A 22,988-nucleotide genomic window follows, 5' to 3' on the forward strand; every position below is an offset into this window, starting at 1 on the left:
CCCTCCGCTGCGCCACATTGCAGTGCGCAGATTTTACGCTTTTGTCGCAATGCACCTTTATAGGGGCGTTTTTAGATCAAAAAACCCATGTTGGCGCACTGGCATGCAATTTGCTCTCTTGTGAGGCAGGTTGCCATGGCGGAGTATCCGCGCCGGCATCACCCACATTCTAAGGGCTACTCCACTATCCAGCCCGAAGCCACCCGGAGGACACTATGTCGAAGTCGGTTCAACTCATCAAAGATCATGACGTTAAATGGATTGATCTGCGCTTCACGGACACCAAAGGCACTCAGCACCACGTGACCATGCCGGCTCGCGACGCGCTGGATGATGCTTTCTTTGAAGAAGGCAAAATGTTCGACGGCTCCTCCATCGCTGGCTGGAAAGGCATCGAAGCCTCCGACATGATCCTGATGCCGGACGACAGCACTGCCGTGCTGGACCCGTTCACCGAAGAGCCAACCCTGATCCTGGTTTGCGACGTGATCGAGCCTTCGACCATGCAAGGCTACGACCGCGACCCACGTGCGATCGCCAAGCGTGCCGAGGAATACCTGAAGTCCACCGGTATCGGCGACACCGTATTCGTAGGCCCGGAGCCAGAATTCTTCATCTTCGACCAGGTCAAGTTCAAGTCCGACATCGCCGGTTCGATGTTCAAGATCTACTCCGAACAAGGTTCGTGGATGTCCGACCAGGACGTCGAAGGCGGCAACCATGGCCACCGTCCAGGTATCAAAGGTGGCTACTTCCCGGTTCCGCCATTCGACCATGACCACGAAATCCGTACCTCCATGTGCAACGCCATGGAAGACATGGGCCTGGTCATCGAAGTGCACCACCACGAAGTGGCCACTGCCGGTCAGAACGAAATCGGTGTGAAGTTCAACACCCTGGTGGCCAAGGCTGACGAAGTTCAAACCCTGAAGTACTGCGTACACAACACTGCCGTGGCTTACGGCCGTACCGCGACCTTCATGCCTAAGCCGCTGTACGGCGATAACGGTTCGGGTATGCACGTTCACTTGTCCATCGCCAAAGAGGGCAAGAACACTTTCGCTGGCGAAGGTTATGCCGGCCTGTCCGACACCGCCCTGTACTTCATCGGCGGCATCATCAAGCACGGTAAGGCCCTGAATGGCTTCACCAACCCATCGACCAACTCCTACAAGCGTCTGGTCCCAGGTTTCGAAGCACCGGTAATGCTGGCTTACTCGGCACGTAACCGTTCCGCCTCGATCCGTATTCCTTACGTCTCCAGCCCTCGTGCTCGCCGTATCGAAGCGCGCTTCCCGGATCCAGCAGCTAACCCATACCTGGCCTTCGCTGCCTTGGTAATGGCTGGCCTGGACGGCATCCAGAACAAGATCCACCCAGGCGACGCCGCCGACAAAAACTTGTACGACCTGCCGCCTGAAGAGGCCAAAGAGATCCCACAAGTGTGTGGCAGCCTGAAAGAAGCCCTGGAAGAGCTGGACAAGGGCCGCGCGTTCCTGACCAAAGGCGGCGTGTTCAGCGACGACTTCATCGACGCTTACATCGGCCTGAAAAGCGAAGAAGAAATCAAGGTTCGCACCTTCGTACACCCACTGGAATACGAGCTGTACTACAGCTGCTGATCCGGTAGCGCTGCTTAAGGTGGCGTGATGAAAAAAGACCTCCTTCGCGGAGGTCTTTTTTTTGCCCGCAATAGGTGAAAAATGTGGAAGCGGGCTTGCCCGCGATAGCGTACTGCCCGCCACCTGATGTATGACTGACCCACCGCCATCGCGGGCAAGCCCGCTCCCGCAGGAGATCACCTTTGAAATACCGACTTTTGTTCGCTCTGCTATTCGTCAGTGCCGGTGCGAACGCCGCGCCGCCTACCCTTGATCCGCTGCTCAACAGCATCGCCGAGCGACTGGAGATTGCCGACCAAGTGGCGTTAAGCAAATGGGACAGCAAAAAGCCCGTAGAAGACAAAAAGCGCGAGCAAGAGGTAATCGCCAGCGTGGTCGCCCAGGCACCGAGCTACAAGCTGGACCCTGGCGCCGCCGAGCAGTTTTTCTCGGCGCAGATCGAAGCGAACAAACTGGTGCAGTACACCCACCTGTCCGATTGGCAGTTCCAAGGCAAGGCGCCTGACGATCCACGCCCGGACTTGGTCAAGCAGATTCGCCCGCAGCTGGATGAACTGCAAAAACACCTGCTGCAGCAACTAGCCGATTTCACTCCCCAGCGCACTGACCCGCAGTGCCCGCAATGGCTGGCCCAGGCGGTACACGAGCCGCTGAACGACCCTCTGCGCCAACTGGCAATGATCCGTGCCACCGCCGAGCTGTGCATCTTCAAAGGCTAAAGCCTGCAAACCCAATCAAAAAGGTGGGGCGGGCTTGCTCGCTCCCACATTTTTGATTGGGTGCATTCAAGAACTATATCGGGCGCCTCCTGAACAACCTTCACAAGTCCGCACTATATTGGTGCGATACGCTGCACCCTTCCCACCTGTTCAGCCCATTTTGGTTCGAAACTACCCGAGCAAGCTGGCAGAACGCCACAGTTTCGCGCCTTAACCCGCCATTTCAGGGCTTGCACGCTTCTTTTCGGAGCCTTGGTTTGGTTTTTGCATTTTCCTTGTATCAGCGTGTGCCTCAAGCCCGCGCCTTGCTCCAAAAGAGGTCCTGATGACCATCAGTGATGCACTGCACCGTTTGTTACTCGACAACCTGACCACCGCGACCATCCTGCTCAATGGCGACTTGCGTCTTGAGTACATGAACCCGGCGGCGGAAATGCTCCTGGCCATCAGCGGCCAGCGCAGCCATGGGCAGTTCATCAGCGAGCTGTTCACCGAGTCGGCCGAAGCCTTGAGCTCGCTGCGCCAGGCGGTGGAGCAGGCACATCCATTCACCAAGCGTGAAGCGATGCTCACCGCCCTCACCGGCCAGACGCTGACTGTCGACTACGCGGTGACCCCGATCCTGAGCAACGGCGCCACCCTGCTGTTGCTTGAAGTGCATCCTCGCGATCGCCTGCTGCGCATTACCAAGGAAGAAGCGCAGCTGTCCAAACAGGAAACCAGCAAGATGCTGGTGCGCGGCCTGGCCCATGAGATCAAGAACCCCCTCGGCGGCATTCGCGGTGCAGCGCAACTGCTGGCCCGCGAGCTGCCGGAGGAACACCTCAAGGACTACACCAACGTCATCATCGAAGAAGCCGACCGCCTGCGTAACCTGGTGGACCGCATGCTCGGCTCCAACAAGCTGCCGTCCCTTGCGATGACCAACGTGCACGAAGTACTTGAGCGCGTCTGTCATCTGGTCGAGGCCGAAAGCCAGGGCTGCATCACCTTGGTGCGCGATTACGACCCGAGCATTCCCGACGTATTGATCGACCGCGAGCAGATGATCCAGGCGGTGCTCAATATCGTGCGCAACGCCATGCAGGCCATCAGCAGCCATAACGAGCTGCGCCTGGGCCGCATCAGCCTGCGCACCCGCGCCCTGCGCCAGTTCACCATCGGCCATGTGCGCCATCGCCTGGTGACCAAGGTCGAGATCATCGACAACGGCCCGGGCATTCCTGCGGAACTGCAGGAAACCATTTTCTTTCCCATGGTCAGCGGCCGCCCGGACGGTACCGGGTTGGGCCTGGCCATTACCCAGAACATCATCAGCCAGCACCAGGGTCTGATCGAATGTGAGAGCCATCCTGGCCACACCACGTTCTCGATCTTTCTGCCTCTGGAAAAAGGAGCCCCATCGACATGAGCCGTAGTGAAACTGTCTGGATCGTCGATGACGACCGTTCTATCCGCTGGGTCCTCGAGAAAGCCTTGCAACAGGAAGGCATGACCACCCAGAGCTTCGACAGCGCCGACGGAGTGATGAGCCGCCTGGCTCGCCAGCAGCCCGACGTGATCATTTCTGACATCCGCATGCCCGGCGCCAGTGGCTTGGACCTGTTGGCGCGGATTCGCGAGCAGCACCCGCGTTTGCCGGTGATCATCATGACCGCGCACTCGGACCTGGACAGCGCTGTGGCGTCCTATCAAGGCGGTGCCTTTGAATACCTGCCCAAGCCGTTCGACGTGGACGAGGCAGTCGCGCTGGTCAAACGCGCCAACCAACACGCCCAGGAACAGCAGAACCAGGAAGCCCCACCGGCCTTGACCCGCACCCCGGAAATCATCGGCGAAGCGCCGGCGATGCAGGAAGTGTTTCGCGCCATCGGGCGTTTGAGCCACTCCAACATCACCGTGCTGATCAATGGCGAATCGGGGACTGGTAAAGAGCTGGTGGCCCACGCCCTGCACCGTCACAGCCCACGAGCGGCTTCGCCATTTATTGCGTTGAACATGGCGGCTATCCCGAAGGACTTGATGGAGTCCGAGTTGTTCGGCCATGAAAAAGGCGCGTTTACCGGCGCCGCCAACCTGCGTCGCGGACGTTTTGAACAGGCGGACGGCGGCACGCTGTTCCTCGATGAAATCGGTGATATGCCGGCCGACACCCAGACCCGCCTGCTGCGCGTGCTGGCGGACGGCGAGTTCTACCGGGTTGGCGGGCACACGCCGGTCAAGGTCGACGTGCGTATCATCGCGGCGACCCACCAGAACCTGGAAACCCTGGTGCATGCGGGCAAATTCCGTGAGGACTTGTTCCACCGCCTCAATGTGATCCGCATCCACATTCCGCGGATGTCGGACCGTCGCGAAGACATCCCGACGCTCGCCCGCCACTTCCTTGCCCGCGCCGCGCAAGAGCTGGCGGTTGAGCCGAAGCTGCTCAAAAGCGAGACCGAGGAATACCTGAAGAACCTGCCGTGGCCGGGCAACGTGCGCCAGCTGGAGAACACCTGCCGCTGGATCACGGTGATGGCGTCCGGGCGCGAAGTGCATGTCAGCGACCTGCCACCGGAGCTGCTCAGCCTGCCGCAGGACTCTGCGCCGGTGACCAACTGGGAGCAGGCGCTGCGCCAATGGGCGGATCAGGCCCTGGCTCGCGGCCAGTCCAGCCTGCTGGACAGCGCCGTACCGGCGTTTGAGCGGATCATGATCGAGACGGCCCTCAAGCACACCGCCGGCCGCCGGCGTGATGCCGCCGTGTTGCTGGGCTGGGGCCGTAATACGCTGACTCGCAAGATCAAGGAGTTGGGGATGAAGGTGGATGGTGGGGATGACGATGAGGGTGATGAGGGCTGACACCCTCTAAAATCCACTGAAGATCCAGTGTGGGAGCAAGCCCGCTCCCATAGTTGGATCTGCGCAGGGTGTCGGGAACGTGCACCGCTTCAATGCACCCTGAACCGGCATCGGGCACGAATCCAAAACCCGAACCTGCGGCCTCGCTGAGAAAAATCTGAAAACCAAAAAGCGCAAAGCCCCGTATTCCGGGGCTTTGCGCTTTTTGAAGAGATTTTTTGGCACACCTTGGCCACTCTGGCACGCGCCCTGCAATAACCCTTGTACTACCCAGTTTCGGGGACCTTGGTACAGGCAGGCCGAGAATCCCCTCTTTAACACCGAAGCCCTCAAGGCTTCACCCCGTTTTGGGAGCCCTGGTACAGGCAGGCCGGGAACTCCCTTCTTTACACCCGGGGCTTATGTGGCGCAGCGCCCATAGCTCCAGCCCGTTTTGGGGACCTTGGTACAGGCAGGCCGGGGATTCCCTCTTTTATTGCTCTTGGAGATGGATCTCCAGCCGCCAGCGACCATCGGCCTTCTCACCTTTCCACTCCCCACGCAAAGGCCGAGCCGCCACCAGGTTCAGCAGCAGGCCGCCGTCGGTCTTGCGCACGCGCCAATTCACGCCCCTTTCATTGATCTTGAGTTGCCCACTGGCAGCCTTGCCTTGCGCGTCGAACAGCAGCGCCACCGTACCGTCGATAGGCTCGCCGTGCAGCTTGGGTTCGCGGTTGAACCACACCACCACGCCGTCTTTTGCGGCCTCAACCTGTTGCAGTTCGACCGGGTCCGGCGTGGTCAGTCGGCCAATCATCAAGCCGGTCAGCAAGCCGACAATCGCCAAAGAGCCCATGACCCGCGGCATAAGCTTCGGCCTTGGGTCCTCTTCGGGGGTAGAATGCAGCGCATCTTTGCCTTCGGAGCCGTGCATGTTTCACGTCATCCTTTTTCAACCAGAAATTCCGCCGAATACCGGCAACGTTATCAGGCTGTGCGCCAACAGTGGCTGCCACCTGCATTTGATCGAGCCCCTGGGCTTCGACATGGACGACAAGCGCCTGCGCCGCGCCGGGCTGGACTATCACGAGTACGCCACCCTCCAGCGCCATGCCGACCTGGCGAGTTGCCTGGAAAGCCTGGGGCACCCACGGCTGTTCGCGTTCACCACCAAGGGTTCGCGACGGTTCCACGATGCCAGCTTTGCCGAAGGCGACGCGTTCCTGTTCGGCCCGGAAAGCCGGGGTCTGCCACCGGAGGTGCTGGACGCACTGCCGGACGGCCATCGCCTGCGTTTGCCGATGCGCGAGGGGTGCCGCAGTTTGAATTTATCAAACACCGTCGCCGTTGCCGTCTACGAAGGCTGGCGCCAGCTGGGCTTCAAGTAGCACACATAACAAATGTGGGAGCGGGCTTGCCCGCGATGCAGGCACCTCGGTGTGTCAGTCACACCGCGGTGATGCTATCGCAGGCAAGCCCGCTCCCACATTTAGTTCTGTGTCGGGTTCGAAATTACTGAACCGTCGACGCACCTTCCTGTTGCATGCGCTGCAGCTCTTGCGCGTACAGGGCATCGAAGTTCACCGGTGCCAGCATCAGCGCCGGGAACGAGCCCCGAGTGACCAGGCTGTCCAGGGTCTCACGGGCATACGGGAACAGGATGTTAGGGCAGAACGCACCCAGGGTGTGGCTCATGGACGCTTCGTCCAGGCCCTGGATCAGGAAGATACCGGCCTGTTGCACTTCAGCGATGAAGGCAACTTCTTCGCCGTTCTTGACGGTAACCGACAGAGTCAGCACGACTTCATGGAAGTCGCCTTCCAGTGCTTTTTGACGGGTGTTCAGGTCCAGCGCAACGCTTGGGGTCCATTCCTGGCGGAAGATCGCCGGGCTTTTCGGCGCTTCGAACGACAGGTCACGCACGTAGATCCGCTGCAGCGAGAACTGTGGGCCTTGGGCTTCTGCTGCTTCGGTGTTCTGTTGATCAGTCATCGCAGATCCTTCTCTATCTTGGGGTCTTTAAGGGTTTAGAAGTCAGACGAGCAGCAGCGCATCGAGTTTACCGGCGCGCTCCAGGGCGAACAGGTCATCGCAGCCACCGATGTGCTTGGCGCCGATCCAGATCTGCGGCACGGACGTGCGCCCCGCCTTCTGGGCCATTTCGGCACGCACCTGGGGTTTGCCGTCGACCTTGATCTCTTCGAAGGCAACGCCCTTTTTCTCCAGCAAGGCCTTGGCCCGCATGCAGTAAGGGCACCAATCGCTGGAATACACGACAACCTGGCTCATATCACTTCACCAGCGGCAGGTTATCGGCCTTCCAGCTGCCAATACCACCGGACAGTTTGGCGGCGGTGAAACCGGACTTGAGCATCTCGCGGGCGTGGGTACCGGAGTGCTGGCCTTGGGCGTCGACCAGGATGATGGTCTTGGCCTTGTGTTTTTCCAGCTCGGCCAGGCGCGCGATCAGCTTGTCCTGAGGAATGTTCAGGGCGCCGACGATATGGCCAGCGGCGAAATCCTTGGCCGGGCGGATATCCACGACAACGGCCTCATCCTTGTTGACCAGTGCGGTCAGCTCCGCCGTGCTCAGGCTGCGGCCACCGCGGCTCAATTCGTGAGCGATCAGCAGCGCCAGCAGGATGACGAAGGCACCCACAAGCAGGTAATGGGCAGTGGCAAATGCAATCAGGTGATCAACCATCAAGGAGGTTCCAGAGCGTTAAAATGGCGGTAAGTATACACAGCCGTCAGGGGGGGCCAACCCCCGTAAAGCGGTGACGTGTTCGGAACTTCGCTTTAAACTGCCACTCCCTTTTCAATTGTCTTCCTTTATTAACGCCGCGAGAGGATCTATGACTACTACGCCCAAACCTTTGGTCCTGATAATTCTCGATGGCTTCGGACACAGTGAAAGCCACCACGACAACGCGGTGTACGCGGCCAAGAAGCCGGTACTCGATCGTTTGACTGCCACCGTGCCGAACGGCCTGATCTCCGGCTCGGGCATGGACGTGGGCCTGCCGGACGGCCAGATGGGCAACTCGGAAGTCGGCCATATGAATCTCGGCGCCGGACGAGTGGTCTATCAAGACTTCACACGTGTGACCAAAGCGATCCGCGATGGCGAGTTCTTCGAGAACCCGACCATCTGCGCGGCGGTCGATAAAGCAGTGGCTGCCGGTAAAGCCGTGCATTTCATGGGTTTGTTGTCTGAGGGTGGCGTCCACAGCCACCAGGACCACTTGGTGGCCATGGCCGAACTGGCGTTCAAGCGCGGCGCCGACAAGATTTACCTGCACGCCTTCCTCGACGGCCGTGATACCCCGCCGAAAAGCGCGCAATCGTCCATCGAACTGCTCGACACCACTTTCGCGGCCTTGGGCAAAGGCCGTATCGCCAGCCTGGTCGGCCGTTACTTCGCCATGGACCGCGACAACCGCTGGGACCGCGTAGCCCAGGCCTACAACCTGATCGTCGACGGCCAGGCCGAATTCCACGCCGCCACCGCACAGGAAGGCCTCGAAGCTGCCTACGCCCGTGGCGAGAGCGATGAATTCGTCAAAGCCACCACCATCGGTGAGCCGGTGACAGTCGAAGACGGCGACGCCGTGGTGTTCATGAACTTCCGCGCCGACCGCGCCCGCGAACTGAGCCGCGTGTTTGTCGAAGACGGTTTCAAGGAGTTCGAGCGCGCGCGTCAGCCAAACGTGCAGTACGTGGGCCTGACCCAATACGCCGCCAGCATCCCGGCTCCCGCCGCTTTTGCAGCAGGCACGTTGGATAACGTGCTGGGCGACTACCTGGCAAAAAACGGCAAGACCCAACTGCGCATCGCCGAAACCGAAAAATACGCCCACGTGACCTTTTTCTTCTCCGGTGGCCGTGAAGAGCCGTTCCCGGGCGAAGAGCGCATCCTGATCCCGTCGCCAAAAGTCGCCACTTACGACCTGCAGCCGGAAATGAGCGCGCCGCAAGTCACCGACAAGATCGTCGACGCCATCGAACACCAGCGTTACGACGTGATCGTGGTCAACTACGCCAACGGCGACATGGTCGGCCACAGCGGCAACCTGGAAGCCGCCACCAAAGCCGTGGAATGCCTGGACCTGTGCGTCGGCCGCATCGTCGATGCCCTGGAAAAAGTCGGCGGCGAAGCGCTGATCACTGCCGACCACGGCAACTGCGAGCAAATGTCCGACGAATCTACCGGCCAGGCCCACACCGCCCACACGACTGAACCGGTACCGTTCATCTATGTCGGCAAGCGCGATTTTAAAGTGCGTGGAGGCGGCGTACTGGCGGATGTAGCACCGACGATGTTGATGTTGATGGGGCTGGAGAAACCGGCGGAGATGACGGGGACTTCGATTCTGGTTTAATTCCAACCTCACCACAAAACCAGTGTGGGAGCGGGCTTGCCCGCTCCCACACTGGTTTTGCGCTGTTTGGAAGATATCTTTTCGCCATACCAGTGCCACTCGGCACCTATCTTGCCTTCCAGCCCGAATTGGGCGTTTTTTTTGCCGCGCTTGGCGGGCATACTAGGCCGTCCATTTCCCTGGTGTCGCCCGCCTCTATGCTTCGCGCCTTGATTACCCTTGCTCTTATCTGCCTGCTCCAACCGGCGTTTGCCGATGAGCGCGCACAAACCCAACAACAGTTGGACGCTACGCGTCAGGACATTACCGAGCTGAAGAAACTGCTCGGCAAGCTCCAGGAAGAAAAATCCGGGGTGCAGAAAGACCTGCGCGGCACGGAAACCGAGATGGGCAAGCTGGAGAAGCAGGTCCAGGAGCTACAAAAAGAATTAAAGAAGAGCGAGTCGGAACTGGAGCGACTCGACGCTGAGAAAAAAAAACTCCAGAGCGCACGCGTTGAACAGCAACGCCTGATCGCGATCCAGGCCCGCGCCGCCTACCAGAACGGCCGCCAGGAATACCTCAAGCTGCTGCTCAACCAGCAAAACCCGGAGAAGTTCGCGCGCACCCTCACCTACTACGATTACCTGAGCAAGGCCCGCATGGAGCAATTGAAAAGCTTCAACGAGACCCTGCGTCAGTTGGTCAATGTCGAACAGGAAATCGCCAACCAGCAATCGCAGCTGCAGGACCAGAAAAGCGCGCTCGACACCCAGCGCAACGAGCTGGACAAGGTCCGCAAGGAGCGCCAGCTGGCCCTGGCCAAGCTCAATGACGACGTAAAGGCCCGCGACGCCAAGCTGCAGGCCCGCGAGCAGGACCAGGCCGACTTGGCCAAGGTCCTCAAGACTATCGAGGAAACCCTGGCTCGCCAGGCACGTGAGGCCGAAGAAGCGCGGCAGAAAGCGCTGATCGCCCAGCAGGAATCCGAAAAAAAGCGCCAGCGTGAGGCCGAACTGGCGGCCACCTCGGACGCCCCGGCACCCCGTAAACCGGCGCATGCAGCCTCTGGGCCGCTGGTTTCCAGCGCCGGCGAGTCGTTCGGCGGCCCTTTTGCTTCAGCGCGCGGCAAACTTCCATGGCCGGTTGATGGTCGATTACTGGCACGCTTCGGTGAAACCCGTGGCGATGACACCCGCGCCAAGTGGGACGGGGTGATGATCAGCGCCTCTGCCGGCAGCCAGGTCCACGCTGTTCACGGTGGGCGCGTGGTATTTGCCGATTGGCTGCGCGGCGCCGGTTTATTGGTAATTCTCGACCACGGTAATGGCTATTTGAGCCTTTACGGCCACAATCAGACTTTACTCAAGTCGGCAGGAGATGTTGTAAAAGCCGGTGAATCCATCTCCACTGTGGGTAACAGTGGCGGCCAGGAAACCCCGGCGCTGTACTTCGCTATTCGTCAGCAGGGTCGCCCGAGCGATCCTGCACAATGGTGCAGAACCCAAGGATAAGGGTCGCATCTACATTAGGAGTTCGTTCGACATGCTGCATTTGTCCCGCCTCACTTCGCTGGCCCTGACGATCGTCCTAGTGATCGGCGCGCCCCTGGCTTTCGCCGACCAGGCCGCCCCGGCTGCGCCTGCCACCACAGCCGCCACCACCAAGGCGCCATTGCCGCTGGACGAACTGCGCACCTTTGCCGAGGTCATGGACCGGATCAAGGCAGCCTATGTCGAACCCGTAGACGACAAGACCCTGCTGGAGAATGCCATCAAGGGCATGCTCAGCAACCTCGACCCACACTCCGCCTACCTGGGCCCGGAAGATTTCGCTGAGCTGCAGGAAAGCACCAGCGGCGAATTCGGCGGCCTGGGCATTGAAGTCGGCGCCGAAGACGGCAACATCAAGGTGGTCTCGCCGATCGATGACACGCCGGCATCCAAGGCGGGTATCCAGGCCGGCGACTTTATCGTCAAGATCAACGGCCAGCCGACCCGTGGCCAGACCATGACCGAAGCCGTCGACAAGATGCGCGGCAAGATCGGCCAGAAAATCACCCTGACCCTGGTGCGCGACGGCGGCAACCCGTTCGATGTAACGCTGACCCGCGCGACCATTGTGGTCAAGAGCGTGAAGAGCCAACTGCTGGAGTCGGGCTACGGCTACATCCGTATCACCCAGTTCCAGGTCAAGACCGGTGACGAAGTGGCCAAGGCCCTGGCCAAGCTGCGCAAGGACAACGGCAAGAAACTCAGCGGCATCGTGCTCGACCTGCGCAACAACCCAGGCGGCGTGCTGCAATCGGCGGTGGAAGTGGTTGATCACTTCATCACCAAGGGCCTGATCGTCTACACCAAGGGCCGTATTGCCAACTCCGAACTGCGCTTCTCGGCCACCGGCAACGACCTCAGCGAAAACGTGCCACTGGCCGTGCTGATCAACGGCGGCAGCGCCTCGGCGTCGGAAATCGTCGCCGGCGCCCTGCAAGACCATAAACGCGGCGTACTGATGGGCACCACCAGCTTCGGCAAAGGCTCGGTACAAACCGTGCTGCCGCTGAACAACGAGCGTGCGCTGAAGATCACCACAGCGCTGTACTACACGCCGAACGGTCGCTCGATCCAGGCTCAGGGCATCGTGCCGGACATTGAGGTGCGCAAGGCCAAGATCACCAACGAGATCGACAGCGAGTACTACAAAGAAGCGGACCTGCAAGGTCACTTGGGCAATGGCAACGGCGGCGCTGACCAACCCACCGGCAGCCGCGCCAAAGCCAAGCCGATGCCACAGGACGACGACTACCAGTTGGCCCAGGCGCTGAGCCTGCTCAAAGGCCTGAGCATCACGCGCAGCCGTTGATATGCGTTTTGCCCTGATCATCGCTGTGCTGTGCAGCCTGGCAGGCGTCGCCCATGCGACGCCTACCGGCGAGCCGCACAAAGCCTACCTGACCCTGATCATCGACGACCTCGGGCAGAACCTGCCCCGGGATCGTCGCGTGCTGGCCCTGCCTGGGCCGGTCACCACGGCGATCATGCCCGACACACCCCACGCCGCCGAATTTGCCCGCGAAGCCCACAAAGCCGGCAAGATCGTGATCCTGCATATGCCCATGGACCCGGCCACCGGCCCGTTCGCCTGGCACCCGGAACTGTCCATCGAGGAGCTCGGCAAGCGCCTGGACGCCGCCTTTCAGGCAGTGCCCTACACTGCCGGCATCAACAACCACATGGGCAGTCGCATGACCGCCCAGCCCGAGGCCATGGCCTGGTTGATGGGCGAGTTGCAACGGCGCAACAAATTCTTTGTCGACAGCCGCACCAGCGCCAAGACAGTCGCCGCCGCCGAGGCTCAGAAGATCGGCCTGGCCAGCGTCTCGCGGGACGTATTCCTCGATGACGAGCGCACTGAAGCGGCGATCACCACACAATTGCAGACCGCAATCAAGCTGGCCCACAAGCAGGGTTCGGCCGTGATGATCGGTCACCCTTACCCGCAAACCCTGGCCGTGCTGGAGCGCGAGCTGCCCAAACTCAAGGCCCAGGGCGTCGATTGGATCGACATCAAGTTGATGATCAGCGTGCGCAGCAACCGGGCGATGGCCGGACACGGGAAGGACGGGGTTTATCGCTAGGGAAGACAGCGACGATCCACTGTTGGAGCTGGCTTGCCAGCGATAGCTGGTGCATCAGCAACCTGACGCGTGACTGAAAGGCCGCTATTGCTGCACAGGTCTCTACACATCTCGAGCGAGCCACGATTACATTTGAGTGTGTATCGCTGGCAAGTCAGCTCAGGGCTTCCTATAAATTACAGATACTTAGACATGATCTCGTCGACGGCGCCGTCTTTACGCAACTGATCCAGTGCGGCCTGAAGCCTGGCCACCAGTTCGTCCGGCACGTCCTTGTTCAAAGCAAGATAGAGCTGCGCACTGTTGAACCGCAGCACGGTCTTGAGCCCGCTCACGCCCACCTGGCGCGCCAGGTAGCGGCCCGCGGGATCGCCAGTGGCCCACAGGTCGATCTGGCCATCCAGCAGCTTTTGCGCGTTGTCTTGATCGCGAAGCACCACAATCGGGTTGAGGCCCTGCTTTTCCAGGGTCTCGGCGATGGCGTCGCCCTTGTAGGCGCCGATCTTATAGCGGTGCGCCTGCTTGAGGTCGTCGAGCTGGATCTTGCTATCGGCCTTGGCCAGCAGCACCCAATCATCCGGACCGATAGGGCCGACCCATTTGAACAGTGCCTCTCGATCCGGCAAACGGGCCATCACGAATACGCCATAGCCAGGTTTTTCCAAGGCGAGCTTGTAGATGCGCTCCCAAGGAAAACGCAGGGTGAGGTTGTAGGAAATGCCGGCACGCTTGAAGGTTTCCCGCACGATGTCCACGGCGATGCCTTCGATGTTCTCGTCCTTGGCGAAGTTCTTGCCGTTTTTCGCCATGTTGTAGGGCGGGAAGTTTTCCGTCAGCAACACCAGGGAGGCGTCAGACGGTTCTTCGGCGTTGGCCGAACCTGCCAACAGGAGGGAAGTACTGGCGAGGGCGAGCAGCAGGGTCTTGAACATGAAGGCTACCGGAGTCCATGGCAAGCGCAGAGAGTGCCGCGCACTTGCCATGGTGTCCAGCAGCGTTTAGCGAACGACGATACCGCGCGCCGCCATGTAGGCCTTGGCCTCGGGAACGGTGTATTCGCCAAAGTGGAAAATACTCGCCGCCAGCACTGCGCTGGCGTGGCCTTCGATCACACCATCGGCTAAATGCTGCAGGTTGCCGACGCCGCCGGAAGCAATCACTGGAATGCCCAGCGCATCACTGATGGCGCGGGTCACGCCCAGGTCGAAGCCGTTTTTCATGCCGTCCTGGTCCATGCTGGTCAGCAGGATTTCACCGGCGCCGAGGGCTTCCATCTTCATTGCCCACTCCACCGCGTCCAGGCCGGTCGGCTTGCGACCGCCGTGGGTGAAGATCTCCCATCGCGGGGTTTCGCCAGGGCCGGAGACTTTTTTGGCGTCGATGGCAACGACAATGCATTGCGAGCCGAAGTGCTGCGCGGCCTCGCCCACGAACTCCGGGTTGAACACCGCCGCCGTGTTGATCGAGACTTTGTCCGCGCCGGCATTGAGCAGGTTGCGGATGTCTTGCACAGTACGCACGCCACCGCCCACGGTCAGCGGGATGAAGACCTGGCTGGCCATGCGCTCGACGGTATGCAACGTGGTGTCGCGGCCGTCGACGCTGGCGGTGATGTCGAGGAACGTAATTTCGTCGGCACCTTGCTCATCGTAGCGACGGGCAATTTCCACCGGGTCACCGGCGTCGCGGATGTTCTCGAACTTGACGCCCTTGACCACGCGACCGTTGTCGACGTCCAGGCAAGGGATGATGCGTTTGGCCAGCGCCATGGTCAGTCCTCAGCCGTTGTAGGCATCGCAGTAAGCCTGGGCTTCGGCGACGTCCAGGGTCCCTTCGTAGATCGCGCGGCCGGTAATGGCGCCGATGATGCCGGGCGCCTTGGCGTCCAGCAGCGACTTGATGTCGCCCAGGTTGTGGATACCGCCGGAAGCGATCACCGGGATCTTCGTGGCGGCCGCCAGCGCAGCGGTGAACGGCACGTTGCAGCCCTGCATCATGCCGTCTTTGGCGATGTCGGTATAAACGATGGCGGAGACGCCGTCGGCTTCAAATTGCTTGGCCAGGTCGATCACTTGCACGGTACTGATTTCAGCCCAGCCGTCGGTGGCAACGAAACCGTCCTTGGCGTCCAGGCCCACGATCACCTTGCCGGGGAAGGCGCGGCAGGCTTCGGCGACGAAGGCCGGGTCTTTCACCGCCTTGGTGCCGATGATCACGTAGCTCACGCCGGCCTTGACGTAGTGCTCGATGGTTTCCAGAGAGCGGATACCGCCGCCGATCTGGATCGGCAGGTTCGGGTAACGCTTGGCAATGGCGGTGACCACTTCACCGTTCACCGGCTGGCCTTCGAAAGCGCCGTTCAAGTCCACCAGATGCAGGCGACGGCAGCCCCCTTCGACCCATTTGGCGGCCATGCTCACCGGGTCGTCGGAGAATACGGTGGAGTCTTCCATGCGGCCTTGGCGCAGACGTACGCAGGCACCGTCCTTGAGATCGATAGCGGGGATAATCAGCATCTGGCAAACCTTATTCGATATTCAGCAATGCTTGGGAAATCAGGGTTTCTCAAGCGACCACAGGTCGCTTTCGATGCTTTCGAACCTTTCTTTGAGGAGCGTCTGCGTGTCGAAAATCGCCCTGTTGTAATAATGCGGAGCCACTTCAGTGGTGAACAGTTCGAGGATCTCGGCGACCTCGAACGAGCCCAGCTTGAGCTCGAAGCGATCTTCCATGAAACGCTTGATCTTGAGGGTAGCCTCACTCTCCTGTTCAGGCGTGAGGTTCAAGACCGGCTGCTTCGGCTTCCTGGCCATTACCAGCGCCCGTCCCAGGCGGCGAAGTTCTGCAGCAATTGCAGGCCATGGGTATGGCTCTTCTCCGGGTGGAACTGCACGGCAAACCGCGAGCCTTCGGCCAGCGCAGCGGCGAAATCGACGCCGTAGTGCCCGCCACCCACCACCTGGCCCGGCTTACCGGCGGCGATGTAGTAGCTGTGCACGAAGTAGAAGCGTGCCATGTCCGGAATGTCGTGCCACAGCGGGTGATCCACCGCCTGGCTGACTTCGTTCCAGCCCATGTGCGGGACTTTCAGGTGTTCGCCGTCTTCATGCAGGCCTTTGCCGAAGAACTTCACCTGGCCCGGGAACAAACCGATGCAGTCGACGCCGTCGTTCTCTTCACTGCTGTCGAGCAAGGCTTGCATGCCCACGCAGATGCCGAGGAACGGACGGTCCTGGCTGACTTCGCGCACCAGGCTGTCAAAGCCCAGGCGGCGGATCTCGGCCATGCAATCGCGAATCGCGCCAACACCGGGGAACACCACGCGATCGGCTTCGCGAATCACGTTGGCATCGCTGGTGATCAGCACCTTGCCGGCACCGACGTGCTCGAGGGCCTTGGCCACCGAGTGCAGGTTACCCATGCCGTAATCGATAACCGCGACCGTCTGCATTACAGGACGCCCTTGGTCGAAGGCATTTGCCCGGCCATGCGGTCATCCAGCTCGACGGCCATGCGCAGCGCGCGGCCGAAAGCCTTGAACACGGTTTCGATCTGGTGGTGGGTGTTGGTGCCGCGCAGGTTGTCGATGTGCAGGCTGACAAGTGCGTGGTTGACGAAACCCTGGAAAAACTCCTGGAACAGGTCGACGTCGAAGCCGCCCACGGTGGCGCGGGTGTAGGGCACGTGCATCTGCAGGCCTGGGCGGCCGGAGAAGTCGATGACTACGCGCGACAGCGCTTCGTCCAGCGGGACATAGGCGTGGCCGTAGCGACGGATGCCTTTTTTGTCGCCGATGGCTTTGGCAAACGCCTGGCCAAGGGTGATGCCAACGTCTTCCACCGTGTGGTGGTCGTCGATATGCAGGTCGCCCTTGCTGACGATATCCAGGTCGATCAGCCCGTGACGGGCGATCTGGTCCAGCATGTGCTCAAGAAAAGGGACACCGATATCAAATCGGGCCTTTCCGGTGCCATCCAGGTTGATCGAGGCTTTGATCTGGGTTTCCAGAGTGTCGCGCTCGACAGACGCCTTACGTTCGGCCATCACCAGCTCCGCAAAATCATTGGGCGAAAAAGGCAGCCATTATAGGGGCGCGGGCGCTAAACAGAAACATCGGAGGGGATAAGACTGACGAGTTGAAGCGAGAGATGTCGGGGATAGACATGTGTATACATGTGAGCGCCAGTCGTGCAGTGAGCGGGCTGCCCCGCTCACTACACACTTGGTGTTAGCGGAACAGTACCGCCGTCTTCTGCAGGGTCACCCACACACCCCACGCCAACGGAATACCCACCACCAGCCAGGCAGCAATGGCCAAAGGCACAGTGCCGGACGCCGCTTTCCACTCCAGGGAAGTGGTCGCATCCGCGCCTTTGTCATGGCCCAGCGCCTGTTCGGCGGCCAATTCGGCATCGGTCATGAAATACTTGTCGGCCACCGGACGAACCAGCAGGTTGCAGATGAAACCCAGCACCAGCAGGCCGGCCAGGATGTACAAGGTGATGTCGTAGGCCGCAGCGCGTTCAACGCCAATGCTCAGCTGATACTCACGCAGGTAGTTCACCAACACCGGGCCCAATACGCCCGCAGCGGCCCAGGCGGTCAGCAGGCGACCGTGGATCGCGCCGACCATTTGCGTACCGAACAGGTCAGCCAAGTAGGCCGGAACGGTCGCAAAACCACCGCCGTACATCGACAGGATGATGCAGAACGCCGCCACAAACAGCGCCACGTTACCCAAATGCCCCAGGTTCGGGATCAACGCGTACAGGGCAAAGCCCAGGGCGAAGAACACGAAGTAGGTGTTTTTACGCCCCAGGTAGTCGGAGAACGACGCCCAGAAGAATCGGCCACCGATGTTGAACAGGCTCAACAGCCCCGTGAAACCTGCTGCGATGGCGGCAATGGACGCCAATTGACCGGCATCCAGCTGACCAAACGGTACATCCACACCCAGCAGCTTGCCGCCGAACACTTCCTGCAGCAGTGGCGAAGCCATGCCGAGGATGCCGATACCGGCGGATACGTTCAGGCACAGCACCAGCCAAACCAGGCGGAATTGCGGGGTTTTCCACGCCACGTTCACGTGCACGTGGCGGTGGGTGATCATCGCGTTGCTGGCTTTTTTCGCCGGTGCGGTCCAGCCCTCAGGTTTCCAGCCGGTGGGTGGAACGCGGTAGGACAAGGCGCCGCCGATCATGAACACGAAATAGATCGCAGCCATCACCAGGAAGCACTGCCATACACCCACACTGTCTGGCGTTGCGAAGTGACCCATCAATGCGGCTGCCAACGGGGCGCCAACCATCGCACCACCGCCGAAGCCCATGATCGCCATACCGGTGGCCATGCCACGCTTGTCCGGGAACCACTTGATCAGGGTCGATACCGGCGAGATATAGCCCAGGCCCAGGCCGATACCGCCGATGACCCCGGAGCCGATCCACATCAGCCAGATCTGGTGGGTATAGATACCCAACGCCGAGATCAGCAGGCCGCCACACCAGCACAACGCCGACACAACACCGGCCTTACGTGGCCCGGCATGTTCCAGCCAGCCGCCCCAGATGGCTGCCGAGCAGCCCAGGAAGATGAAGAACAAGGTGTAGATCCAGCCCAGCATGGAGATGGGCCAGTCGCATTGGGACGAGAAGACTTGGGCGATGAAGCTCATGTCCGGCGCACAAGCAACCGGCTTGGTGATACCCAGCGCCTTGGACAGTGGCAACCAGAACACCGAGAAGCCGTAGGCCATGCCGATGCAAAGGTGGATAGCCAGGGCGGCCGGCGGAACCAGCCAGCGGTTGAAGCCGGGCTTGGCGATAATGCGTTCCTTGGACAGGAACGCAGGCTGTGCGGCAGTTGAAGCGGCCGCAGTGCTAGTGCTCATTGGTGTTTCCCCCAGTTGTTAGTATGTGTCCGTCAGGCGCTCTCTCCCTCGGCCTTGCACGCAAAGCGTGGCCGTTTTGTTGAGTGAAGCTCCATTTTAGGCGCGACCTTAAGTCGCAGAAGGCGGACGAACGTGCAGAGATTAGCACCTGTCGATGACAGAAAAACCAAACTGATATCACCTTTTTCAAGAAATCTGTTTGTTTGACGCCAAAAACCCGTTCCCTCGCCCCTGGATACAATGTAACGATCGGAGCACTGCCGCAGGCCGTCGGGCGTTATACTCTGCGGCTAAATTTTGAAATCGACATACAAGGACTCGCCCATGAAAGCGTTCGGCAAAATCCTGGGTCTGGTACTTCTCGGGCTGTTGCTGATCATTGTGGCTCTAGGCTTTGCCCTGACCCATCTCTTCGATCCCAACGACTATAAAGACGAGATTCGCCAGATTGCCCGCGACAAGGCCCACATCGAGCTGACGCTCAATGGCGACATCGGCTGGAGCCTGTTCCCCTGGCTTGGCCTGGAACTGCACGAAGCCAGCGTGGCAACCCTGACCGCACCGACCCAGCCCTTCGCCGACCTGCAGATGCTCGGCCTGTCGGTACGCGTGCTGCCGCTGCTGCGCCGCGAAGTGCAGATGAGTGACGTACGTGTCGAAGGCCTGAACCTGCGCCTCAACCGCAACAAGGAAGGGCACGGCAACTGGGAAGACATCGGCAAGAACGTGACAGAGGCGAGCGTCGGCAGCCCTGGTTCGGTTGAACAACCGGCCGAACCCGAATCGGACAAGCCGGCAAAACCCATCCGCCTGGACATCGACAGCCTGACGGTCAACAACGCCCGCATCGAATATAACGATGAGCAGACCGGCAAGCAGTTCAGCGCCGAAAGCATCCAATTGAGCGCTGGCGCCGTGCATGAAGGCGCCAGCATCCCGGTGAAACTCACCGCCTTCTTCGGCAGCAACCAGCCGGTGATGCGCGTCAAGACCGAACTCAACGGCAACCTGCGCATCCAGCGTGCGCTCAAGCGCTACCAGCTTGAAGACATGAAGATCACCGGCGAAGCCACGGGCGAGCCACTGCAAGGCAAGACCGTGACCTTCTCGACCCAGGGCCAACTGTTGGTGGACCAGGCGGCGAATATCGCCGAATGGACCAACATTAAGCTCTCGGCCAACCAATTGCGCGCCTTGGGCGAGCTGAAGGTCAACGACCTGGACAAGACCCCGCAGCTCAGCGGCGCCCTGTCCATCGCCCAATTCGACTTGGCCAAGTTCCTCGACAGCGTCGGCCACCCGCTGCCGCCAATGGCCGAGGGCAGCCTGAGCAAAGTCGAACTGGTCAGCCGCCTCAAGGGCACGCCAAGCAGCATCGCCCTGGAAGACCTCAACCTGAAACTCGACGGCAGCACCTTCACCGGTCGCGTGGCCGTGGACGATTTTGCCAAGCAGTCCCTGCGCGTGCAGCTCAAGGGCGACACGTTCAATGCCGACAACTATCTGCCGGCCAAGTCCGAATCCGCCAAGGGCGCAGCCGCTGCCCGCCAGGCCGAAGTGCAGAACAGCGAAGCCGGTGCCATGGCTGCTGGCGGCACCACACCGCTGCCCGACGCGCCGACCAAAGGCGCCTGGAGCACCGACAAACTGTTGCCATTGACCCGCCTGCGCACGCTGGATGTGGACGCCGACCTGGCGTTTGGCCAACTGACCCTGAGCAAGTTGCCGATCCAGAATGCCGTGCTAAAAGCGTCCGGCATCAATGGCCAACTCAAGCTCGACACCCTGAGCGGCGGCCTCTACAACGGCACCTTCAAGGCCAACGGCAACCTCGATGTGCGCCAGGATACCCCGGTGCTCGCGCTGCAAAGCCGGATCAAGCAGGTACCGGTCGAACGCATCCTGCAAGCCCAGGGGCAAACTCCGCCGGTGAAGGGCCAGATCACCCTCGACAGCAACCTCACTGGCCGTGGCAATAGCCAGAAAGCGCTGATCGACAGCCTCAACGGCACCGCCAGTTTCGTGATCAACAACGGCGTGCTGCTCAACGCCAACCTTGAACAGCAACTGTGCACCGGCATCGCCTTGCTCAACCGCAAAACCTTGAGCAGCACACCGCAAGGCAAAGACACGCCGTTCCAGGAACTGAAGGGTAACCTGACCTTCCGTAACGGTGTCGCCAGCAACCCGGACCTGAAAGTGCGCATCCCGGGCCTGACGGTCAACGGTAATGGCGATGTCGACCTGCGCGTCCTGGGCATGGACTACCGCATCGGCATCATTGTCGAAGGTGACCAGCGTGAAACGCCGGACCCCGCCTGCCAGGTGGGCTCCAACTTCCAGGGCATCGAAGTGCCGCTGCGCTGCCGTGGCCCGCTGGAACTGGGCGCCAAGGCGTGCCGCCTGGATAAGGATGGCCTTGGCCAAGTCGCGATCAAGGCGGCGGGCAACCGCCTCAACGAAAAGCTTGAAGAGAAGCTCGACAAGGTCAACCCGAAGCTCAAAGACGCACTGAAAGGCCTGTTCAATCGATGAGAAACGAGCAATTTTCAGAGGCGGTGCTCAACTGGTACGACCGTCACGGTCGCCACGACCTGCCCTGGCAACAGGGCATCACGCCTTATCGGGTGTGGGTCTCGGAAATCATGCTGCAGCAGACCCAGGTGAGTACCGTGCTCAATTACTTCGACCGCTTCATGGCGTCGCTGCCGACGGTCGAGGCCCTGGCGGCAGCCCCGGAAGATGAAGTGCTGCACTTATGGACCGGGCTGGGGTACTACACGCGGGCCCGCAACCTGCAAAAGACGGCGAAGATTGTCGTGGCCGAATACGGCGGCGAGTTTCCCAAGGATGTCGAGAAGCTCACCGAGTTGCCCGGCATAGGCTTGTCCACCGCCGGTGCGATCGCCAGCCTGAGCATGGGCCTGCGTGCGCCGATCCTCGACGGCAACGTCAAGCGCGTACTGGCACGCTTCACGGCGCAGGAAGGCTATCCCGGCGAACCCAAGGTGGCAAAGCAGCTGTGGGCCACCGCAGAACGCTTCACGCCGCATGATCGCGTCAACGCCTACACCCAGGCGATGATGGACATGGGCGCCACCCTCTGCACCCGCAGCAAACCCAGCTGCCTATTGTGCCCACTGGAAAAAACCTGCGAAGCCCACATGCTCGGCCTGGAGACGCGCTACCCGATCCCCAAGCCGCGCAAGACCATCCCGCAAAAACGCACGCTGATGCCACTGCTGGCGAATGCCGAGGGCGCGATCCTGCTTTACCGTCGCCCCTCGACGGGCCTGTGGGGCGGCCTGTGGAGCTTGCCGGAGCTGGATGACCTGCAAGACCTGGAACACTTGGCCAACCAGCACGCGCTGGCACTGGGCAAGCAACAGGAACTGCCGAGCCTGATTCACACCTTCAGCCACTTTCAGTTGGCTATCGAACCCTGGCTGGTCCAGGTCGAGGAGTCCGCCAACCACGTGGCCGAGGCCGACTGGCTCTGGTATAACCTCGCCACCCCGCCGCGCCTGGGCCTTGCCGCCCCGGTGAAAAAACTGCTGAAGCGCGCGGCCGACGTATTGAATGCAGGAGTTTCGTCATGACCCGCACCATCATGTGCCGCAAGTACAAAGAAGAATTGCCAGGCCTCGAACGCCCTCCGTACCCAGGTGCCAAGGGCCAGGACATTTTCGAGCACGTCTGCGCCAAAGCCTGGGGCGACTGGTTGAAACACCAGACTCTGCTGATCAACGAAAAACGCCTGAACATGATGAACGCCGAAGACCGTAAATACCTGGCAGGCGAGATGGACAAGTTCTTTTCCGGCGAGGATTACGCCAAGGCCGACGGCTACGTGCCACCTGCTCAATAATTGATCAAAAACCGGGGTCGGCACGTAAGCGACGGTAATAATTAAATATTTTTTGAAAACTTGCTTGA

The 22,988-nt window shown here is 60.6% G+C and carries 24 protein-coding genes; 12 read left to right on the forward strand and 12 right to left on the reverse strand.

The window, feature by feature from the left end:
- The first annotated feature begins 215 nt into the window (after positions 1–215).
- The 4 genes from glnA (at position 216) to ntrC (ending at position 5,185) form a co-directional block, all read left to right on the forward strand.
- Positions 216–1,622 (forward strand): type I glutamate--ammonia ligase, encoded by a 1,407-nt coding sequence (glnA, locus tag AACY44_RS03830; RefSeq protein ID WP_339529816.1) that lies wholly within the window; start codon positions 216–218, stop codon positions 1,620–1,622.
- A 182-nt stretch (positions 1,623–1,804) separates the two neighbouring features.
- Positions 1,805–2,341, forward strand: a complete 537-nt coding sequence (locus tag AACY44_RS03835) for a chorismate mutase (RefSeq protein ID WP_339427301.1) — start codon at positions 1,805–1,807, stop codon at positions 2,339–2,341.
- Positions 2,342–2,666: 325 nt separating this feature from the next.
- The gene (gene glnL, locus AACY44_RS03840) at positions 2,667–3,752 is read left to right on the forward strand and encodes a nitrogen regulation protein NR(II) (protein ID WP_339427302.1); all 1,086 of its coding nucleotides are present in this window, start codon (positions 2,667–2,669) and stop codon (positions 3,750–3,752) included.
- On the forward strand, positions 3,749–5,185 hold the full coding sequence (ntrC, locus tag AACY44_RS03845) for a nitrogen regulation protein NR(I) (RefSeq protein ID WP_339415499.1): 1,437 nt from the start codon (positions 3,749–3,751) through the stop codon (positions 5,183–5,185). Before glnL ends, ntrC begins: the two co-directional genes overlap by 4 nt.
- Positions 5,186–5,657: 472 nt before the next feature.
- Here the strand turns inward: ntrC and AACY44_RS03850 are convergent, their stop codons facing one another.
- Complete coding sequence (locus AACY44_RS03850; RefSeq protein WP_339415498.1) at positions 5,658–6,098, reverse strand: hypothetical protein; 441 nt, start codon at positions 6,096–6,098, stop codon at positions 5,658–5,660.
- Between AACY44_RS03850 and AACY44_RS03855 the strand changes: the two genes are divergently transcribed.
- Entirely contained in the window at positions 6,097–6,552 is a 456-nt protein-coding gene (locus AACY44_RS03855; RefSeq protein ID WP_339415497.1) for a tRNA (cytidine(34)-2'-O)-methyltransferase, read from the forward strand. The genes AACY44_RS03850 and AACY44_RS03855 overlap by 2 nt on opposite strands.
- Positions 6,553–6,676: 124 nt before the next feature.
- Here the strand turns inward: AACY44_RS03855 and secB are convergent, their stop codons facing one another.
- The 3 genes from secB to AACY44_RS03870 are packed head-to-tail and all read right to left on the reverse strand — an operon-like array spanning position 6,677 to position 7,868.
- A complete protein-coding gene (gene secB / locus AACY44_RS03860; RefSeq protein ID WP_024072893.1) occupies positions 6,677–7,156 on the reverse strand; it encodes a protein-export chaperone SecB in 480 nt (159 codons plus the stop codon).
- 42 nt (positions 7,157–7,198) lie between these two features.
- Positions 7,199–7,453, reverse strand: a complete 255-nt coding sequence (grxC, locus tag AACY44_RS03865; protein WP_010213876.1) for a glutaredoxin 3 — start codon at positions 7,451–7,453, stop codon at positions 7,199–7,201.
- Between the two features lies 1 nt (position 7,454).
- Positions 7,455–7,868: a rhodanese-like domain-containing protein gene (locus AACY44_RS03870; RefSeq protein ID WP_049710466.1), complete on the reverse strand. Its 414-nt coding sequence runs from the start codon at positions 7,866–7,868 to the stop codon at positions 7,455–7,457.
- A 151-nt stretch (positions 7,869–8,019) separates the two neighbouring features.
- Between AACY44_RS03870 and gpmI the strand changes: the two genes are divergently transcribed.
- Entirely contained in the window at positions 8,020–9,546 is a 1,527-nt protein-coding gene (gpmI, locus tag AACY44_RS03875) for a 2,3-bisphosphoglycerate-independent phosphoglycerate mutase (protein ID WP_339415495.1), read from the forward strand.
- A gap of 8 nt (positions 9,547–9,554) precedes the next feature.
- Here the strand turns inward: gpmI and AACY44_RS03880 are convergent, their stop codons facing one another.
- Positions 9,555–9,707 (reverse strand): hypothetical protein, encoded by a 153-nt coding sequence (locus AACY44_RS03880; protein ID WP_339427303.1) that lies wholly within the window; start codon positions 9,705–9,707, stop codon positions 9,555–9,557.
- 36 nt (positions 9,708–9,743) lie between these two features.
- On the opposite strand from AACY44_RS03880, the gene AACY44_RS03885 reads away from it, so the two are divergent.
- From AACY44_RS03885 to AACY44_RS03895, 3 genes are read left to right on the forward strand one after another with little or no spacing between them, the layout of a single operon-like run.
- Positions 9,744–11,039, forward strand: coding sequence for a murein hydrolase activator EnvC family protein (locus tag AACY44_RS03885; protein ID WP_339427304.1), 1,296 nt, complete (start codon positions 9,744–9,746; stop codon positions 11,037–11,039).
- 31 nt (positions 11,040–11,070) lie between these two features.
- Positions 11,071–12,387, forward strand: coding sequence for a S41 family peptidase (locus AACY44_RS03890; protein WP_339427305.1), 1,317 nt, complete (start codon positions 11,071–11,073; stop codon positions 12,385–12,387).
- Position 12,388: 1 nt separating this feature from the next.
- The gene (locus tag AACY44_RS03895) at positions 12,389–13,162 is read left to right on the forward strand and encodes a divergent polysaccharide deacetylase family protein (RefSeq protein ID WP_339427306.1); all 774 of its coding nucleotides are present in this window, start codon (positions 12,389–12,391) and stop codon (positions 13,160–13,162) included.
- A gap of 176 nt (positions 13,163–13,338) precedes the next feature.
- Here the strand turns inward: AACY44_RS03895 and AACY44_RS03900 are convergent, their stop codons facing one another.
- The 7 genes from AACY44_RS03900 to AACY44_RS03930 all read right to left on the reverse strand — a co-directional run bounded on the left by AACY44_RS03900 (position 13,339) and on the right by AACY44_RS03930 (position 19,052).
- Positions 13,339–14,094: a substrate-binding periplasmic protein gene (locus tag AACY44_RS03900; protein WP_339415490.1), complete on the reverse strand. Its 756-nt coding sequence runs from the start codon at positions 14,092–14,094 to the stop codon at positions 13,339–13,341.
- A gap of 66 nt (positions 14,095–14,160) precedes the next feature.
- Positions 14,161–14,931, reverse strand: a complete 771-nt coding sequence (hisF, locus tag AACY44_RS03905) for an imidazole glycerol phosphate synthase subunit HisF (RefSeq protein WP_017138643.1) — start codon at positions 14,929–14,931, stop codon at positions 14,161–14,163.
- Positions 14,932–14,940: 9 nt separating this feature from the next.
- Complete coding sequence (gene hisA, locus AACY44_RS03910; RefSeq protein WP_003187784.1) at positions 14,941–15,678, reverse strand: 1-(5-phosphoribosyl)-5-[(5-phosphoribosylamino)methylideneamino]imidazole-4-carboxamide isomerase; 738 nt, start codon at positions 15,676–15,678, stop codon at positions 14,941–14,943.
- A 39-nt stretch (positions 15,679–15,717) separates the two neighbouring features.
- Positions 15,718–15,975: a DUF2164 domain-containing protein gene (locus AACY44_RS03915; protein WP_012721747.1), complete on the reverse strand. Its 258-nt coding sequence runs from the start codon at positions 15,973–15,975 to the stop codon at positions 15,718–15,720.
- The gene (gene hisH, locus AACY44_RS03920; protein ID WP_339529819.1) at positions 15,975–16,613 is read right to left on the reverse strand and encodes an imidazole glycerol phosphate synthase subunit HisH; all 639 of its coding nucleotides are present in this window, start codon (positions 16,611–16,613) and stop codon (positions 15,975–15,977) included. The genes AACY44_RS03915 and hisH overlap by 1 nt, the downstream gene beginning before the upstream one ends.
- Complete coding sequence (gene hisB, locus AACY44_RS03925) at positions 16,613–17,206, reverse strand: imidazoleglycerol-phosphate dehydratase HisB (RefSeq protein WP_003218037.1); 594 nt, start codon at positions 17,204–17,206, stop codon at positions 16,613–16,615. Before hisB ends, hisH begins: the two co-directional genes overlap by 1 nt.
- 184 nt (positions 17,207–17,390) lie before the next feature.
- Positions 17,391–19,052, reverse strand: coding sequence for an OFA family MFS transporter (locus AACY44_RS03930; protein WP_339415484.1), 1,662 nt, complete (start codon positions 19,050–19,052; stop codon positions 17,391–17,393).
- A 324-nt stretch (positions 19,053–19,376) separates the two neighbouring features.
- On the opposite strand from AACY44_RS03930, the gene AACY44_RS03935 reads away from it, so the two are divergent.
- From AACY44_RS03935 to AACY44_RS03945, 3 genes are read left to right on the forward strand one after another with little or no spacing between them, the layout of a single operon-like run.
- The gene (locus tag AACY44_RS03935) at positions 19,377–21,587 is read left to right on the forward strand and encodes an AsmA family protein (protein ID WP_339529821.1); all 2,211 of its coding nucleotides are present in this window, start codon (positions 19,377–19,379) and stop codon (positions 21,585–21,587) included.
- Positions 21,584–22,651, forward strand: coding sequence for an A/G-specific adenine glycosylase (gene mutY, locus AACY44_RS03940; RefSeq protein ID WP_339415482.1), 1,068 nt, complete (start codon positions 21,584–21,586; stop codon positions 22,649–22,651). Before AACY44_RS03935 ends, mutY begins: the two co-directional genes overlap by 4 nt.
- Positions 22,648–22,920 (forward strand): oxidative damage protection protein, encoded by a 273-nt coding sequence (locus tag AACY44_RS03945; protein WP_339415481.1) that lies wholly within the window; start codon positions 22,648–22,650, stop codon positions 22,918–22,920. The genes mutY and AACY44_RS03945 overlap by 4 nt, the downstream gene beginning before the upstream one ends.
- The last annotated feature ends 68 nt before the right edge of the window (positions 22,921–22,988 follow it).

Source organism: Pseudomonas sp. RA_15y_Pfl1_P11, from assembly GCF_963970975.1.
Taxonomy (GTDB): domain Bacteria; phylum Pseudomonadota; class Gammaproteobacteria; order Pseudomonadales; family Pseudomonadaceae; genus Aquipseudomonas; species Aquipseudomonas tritici.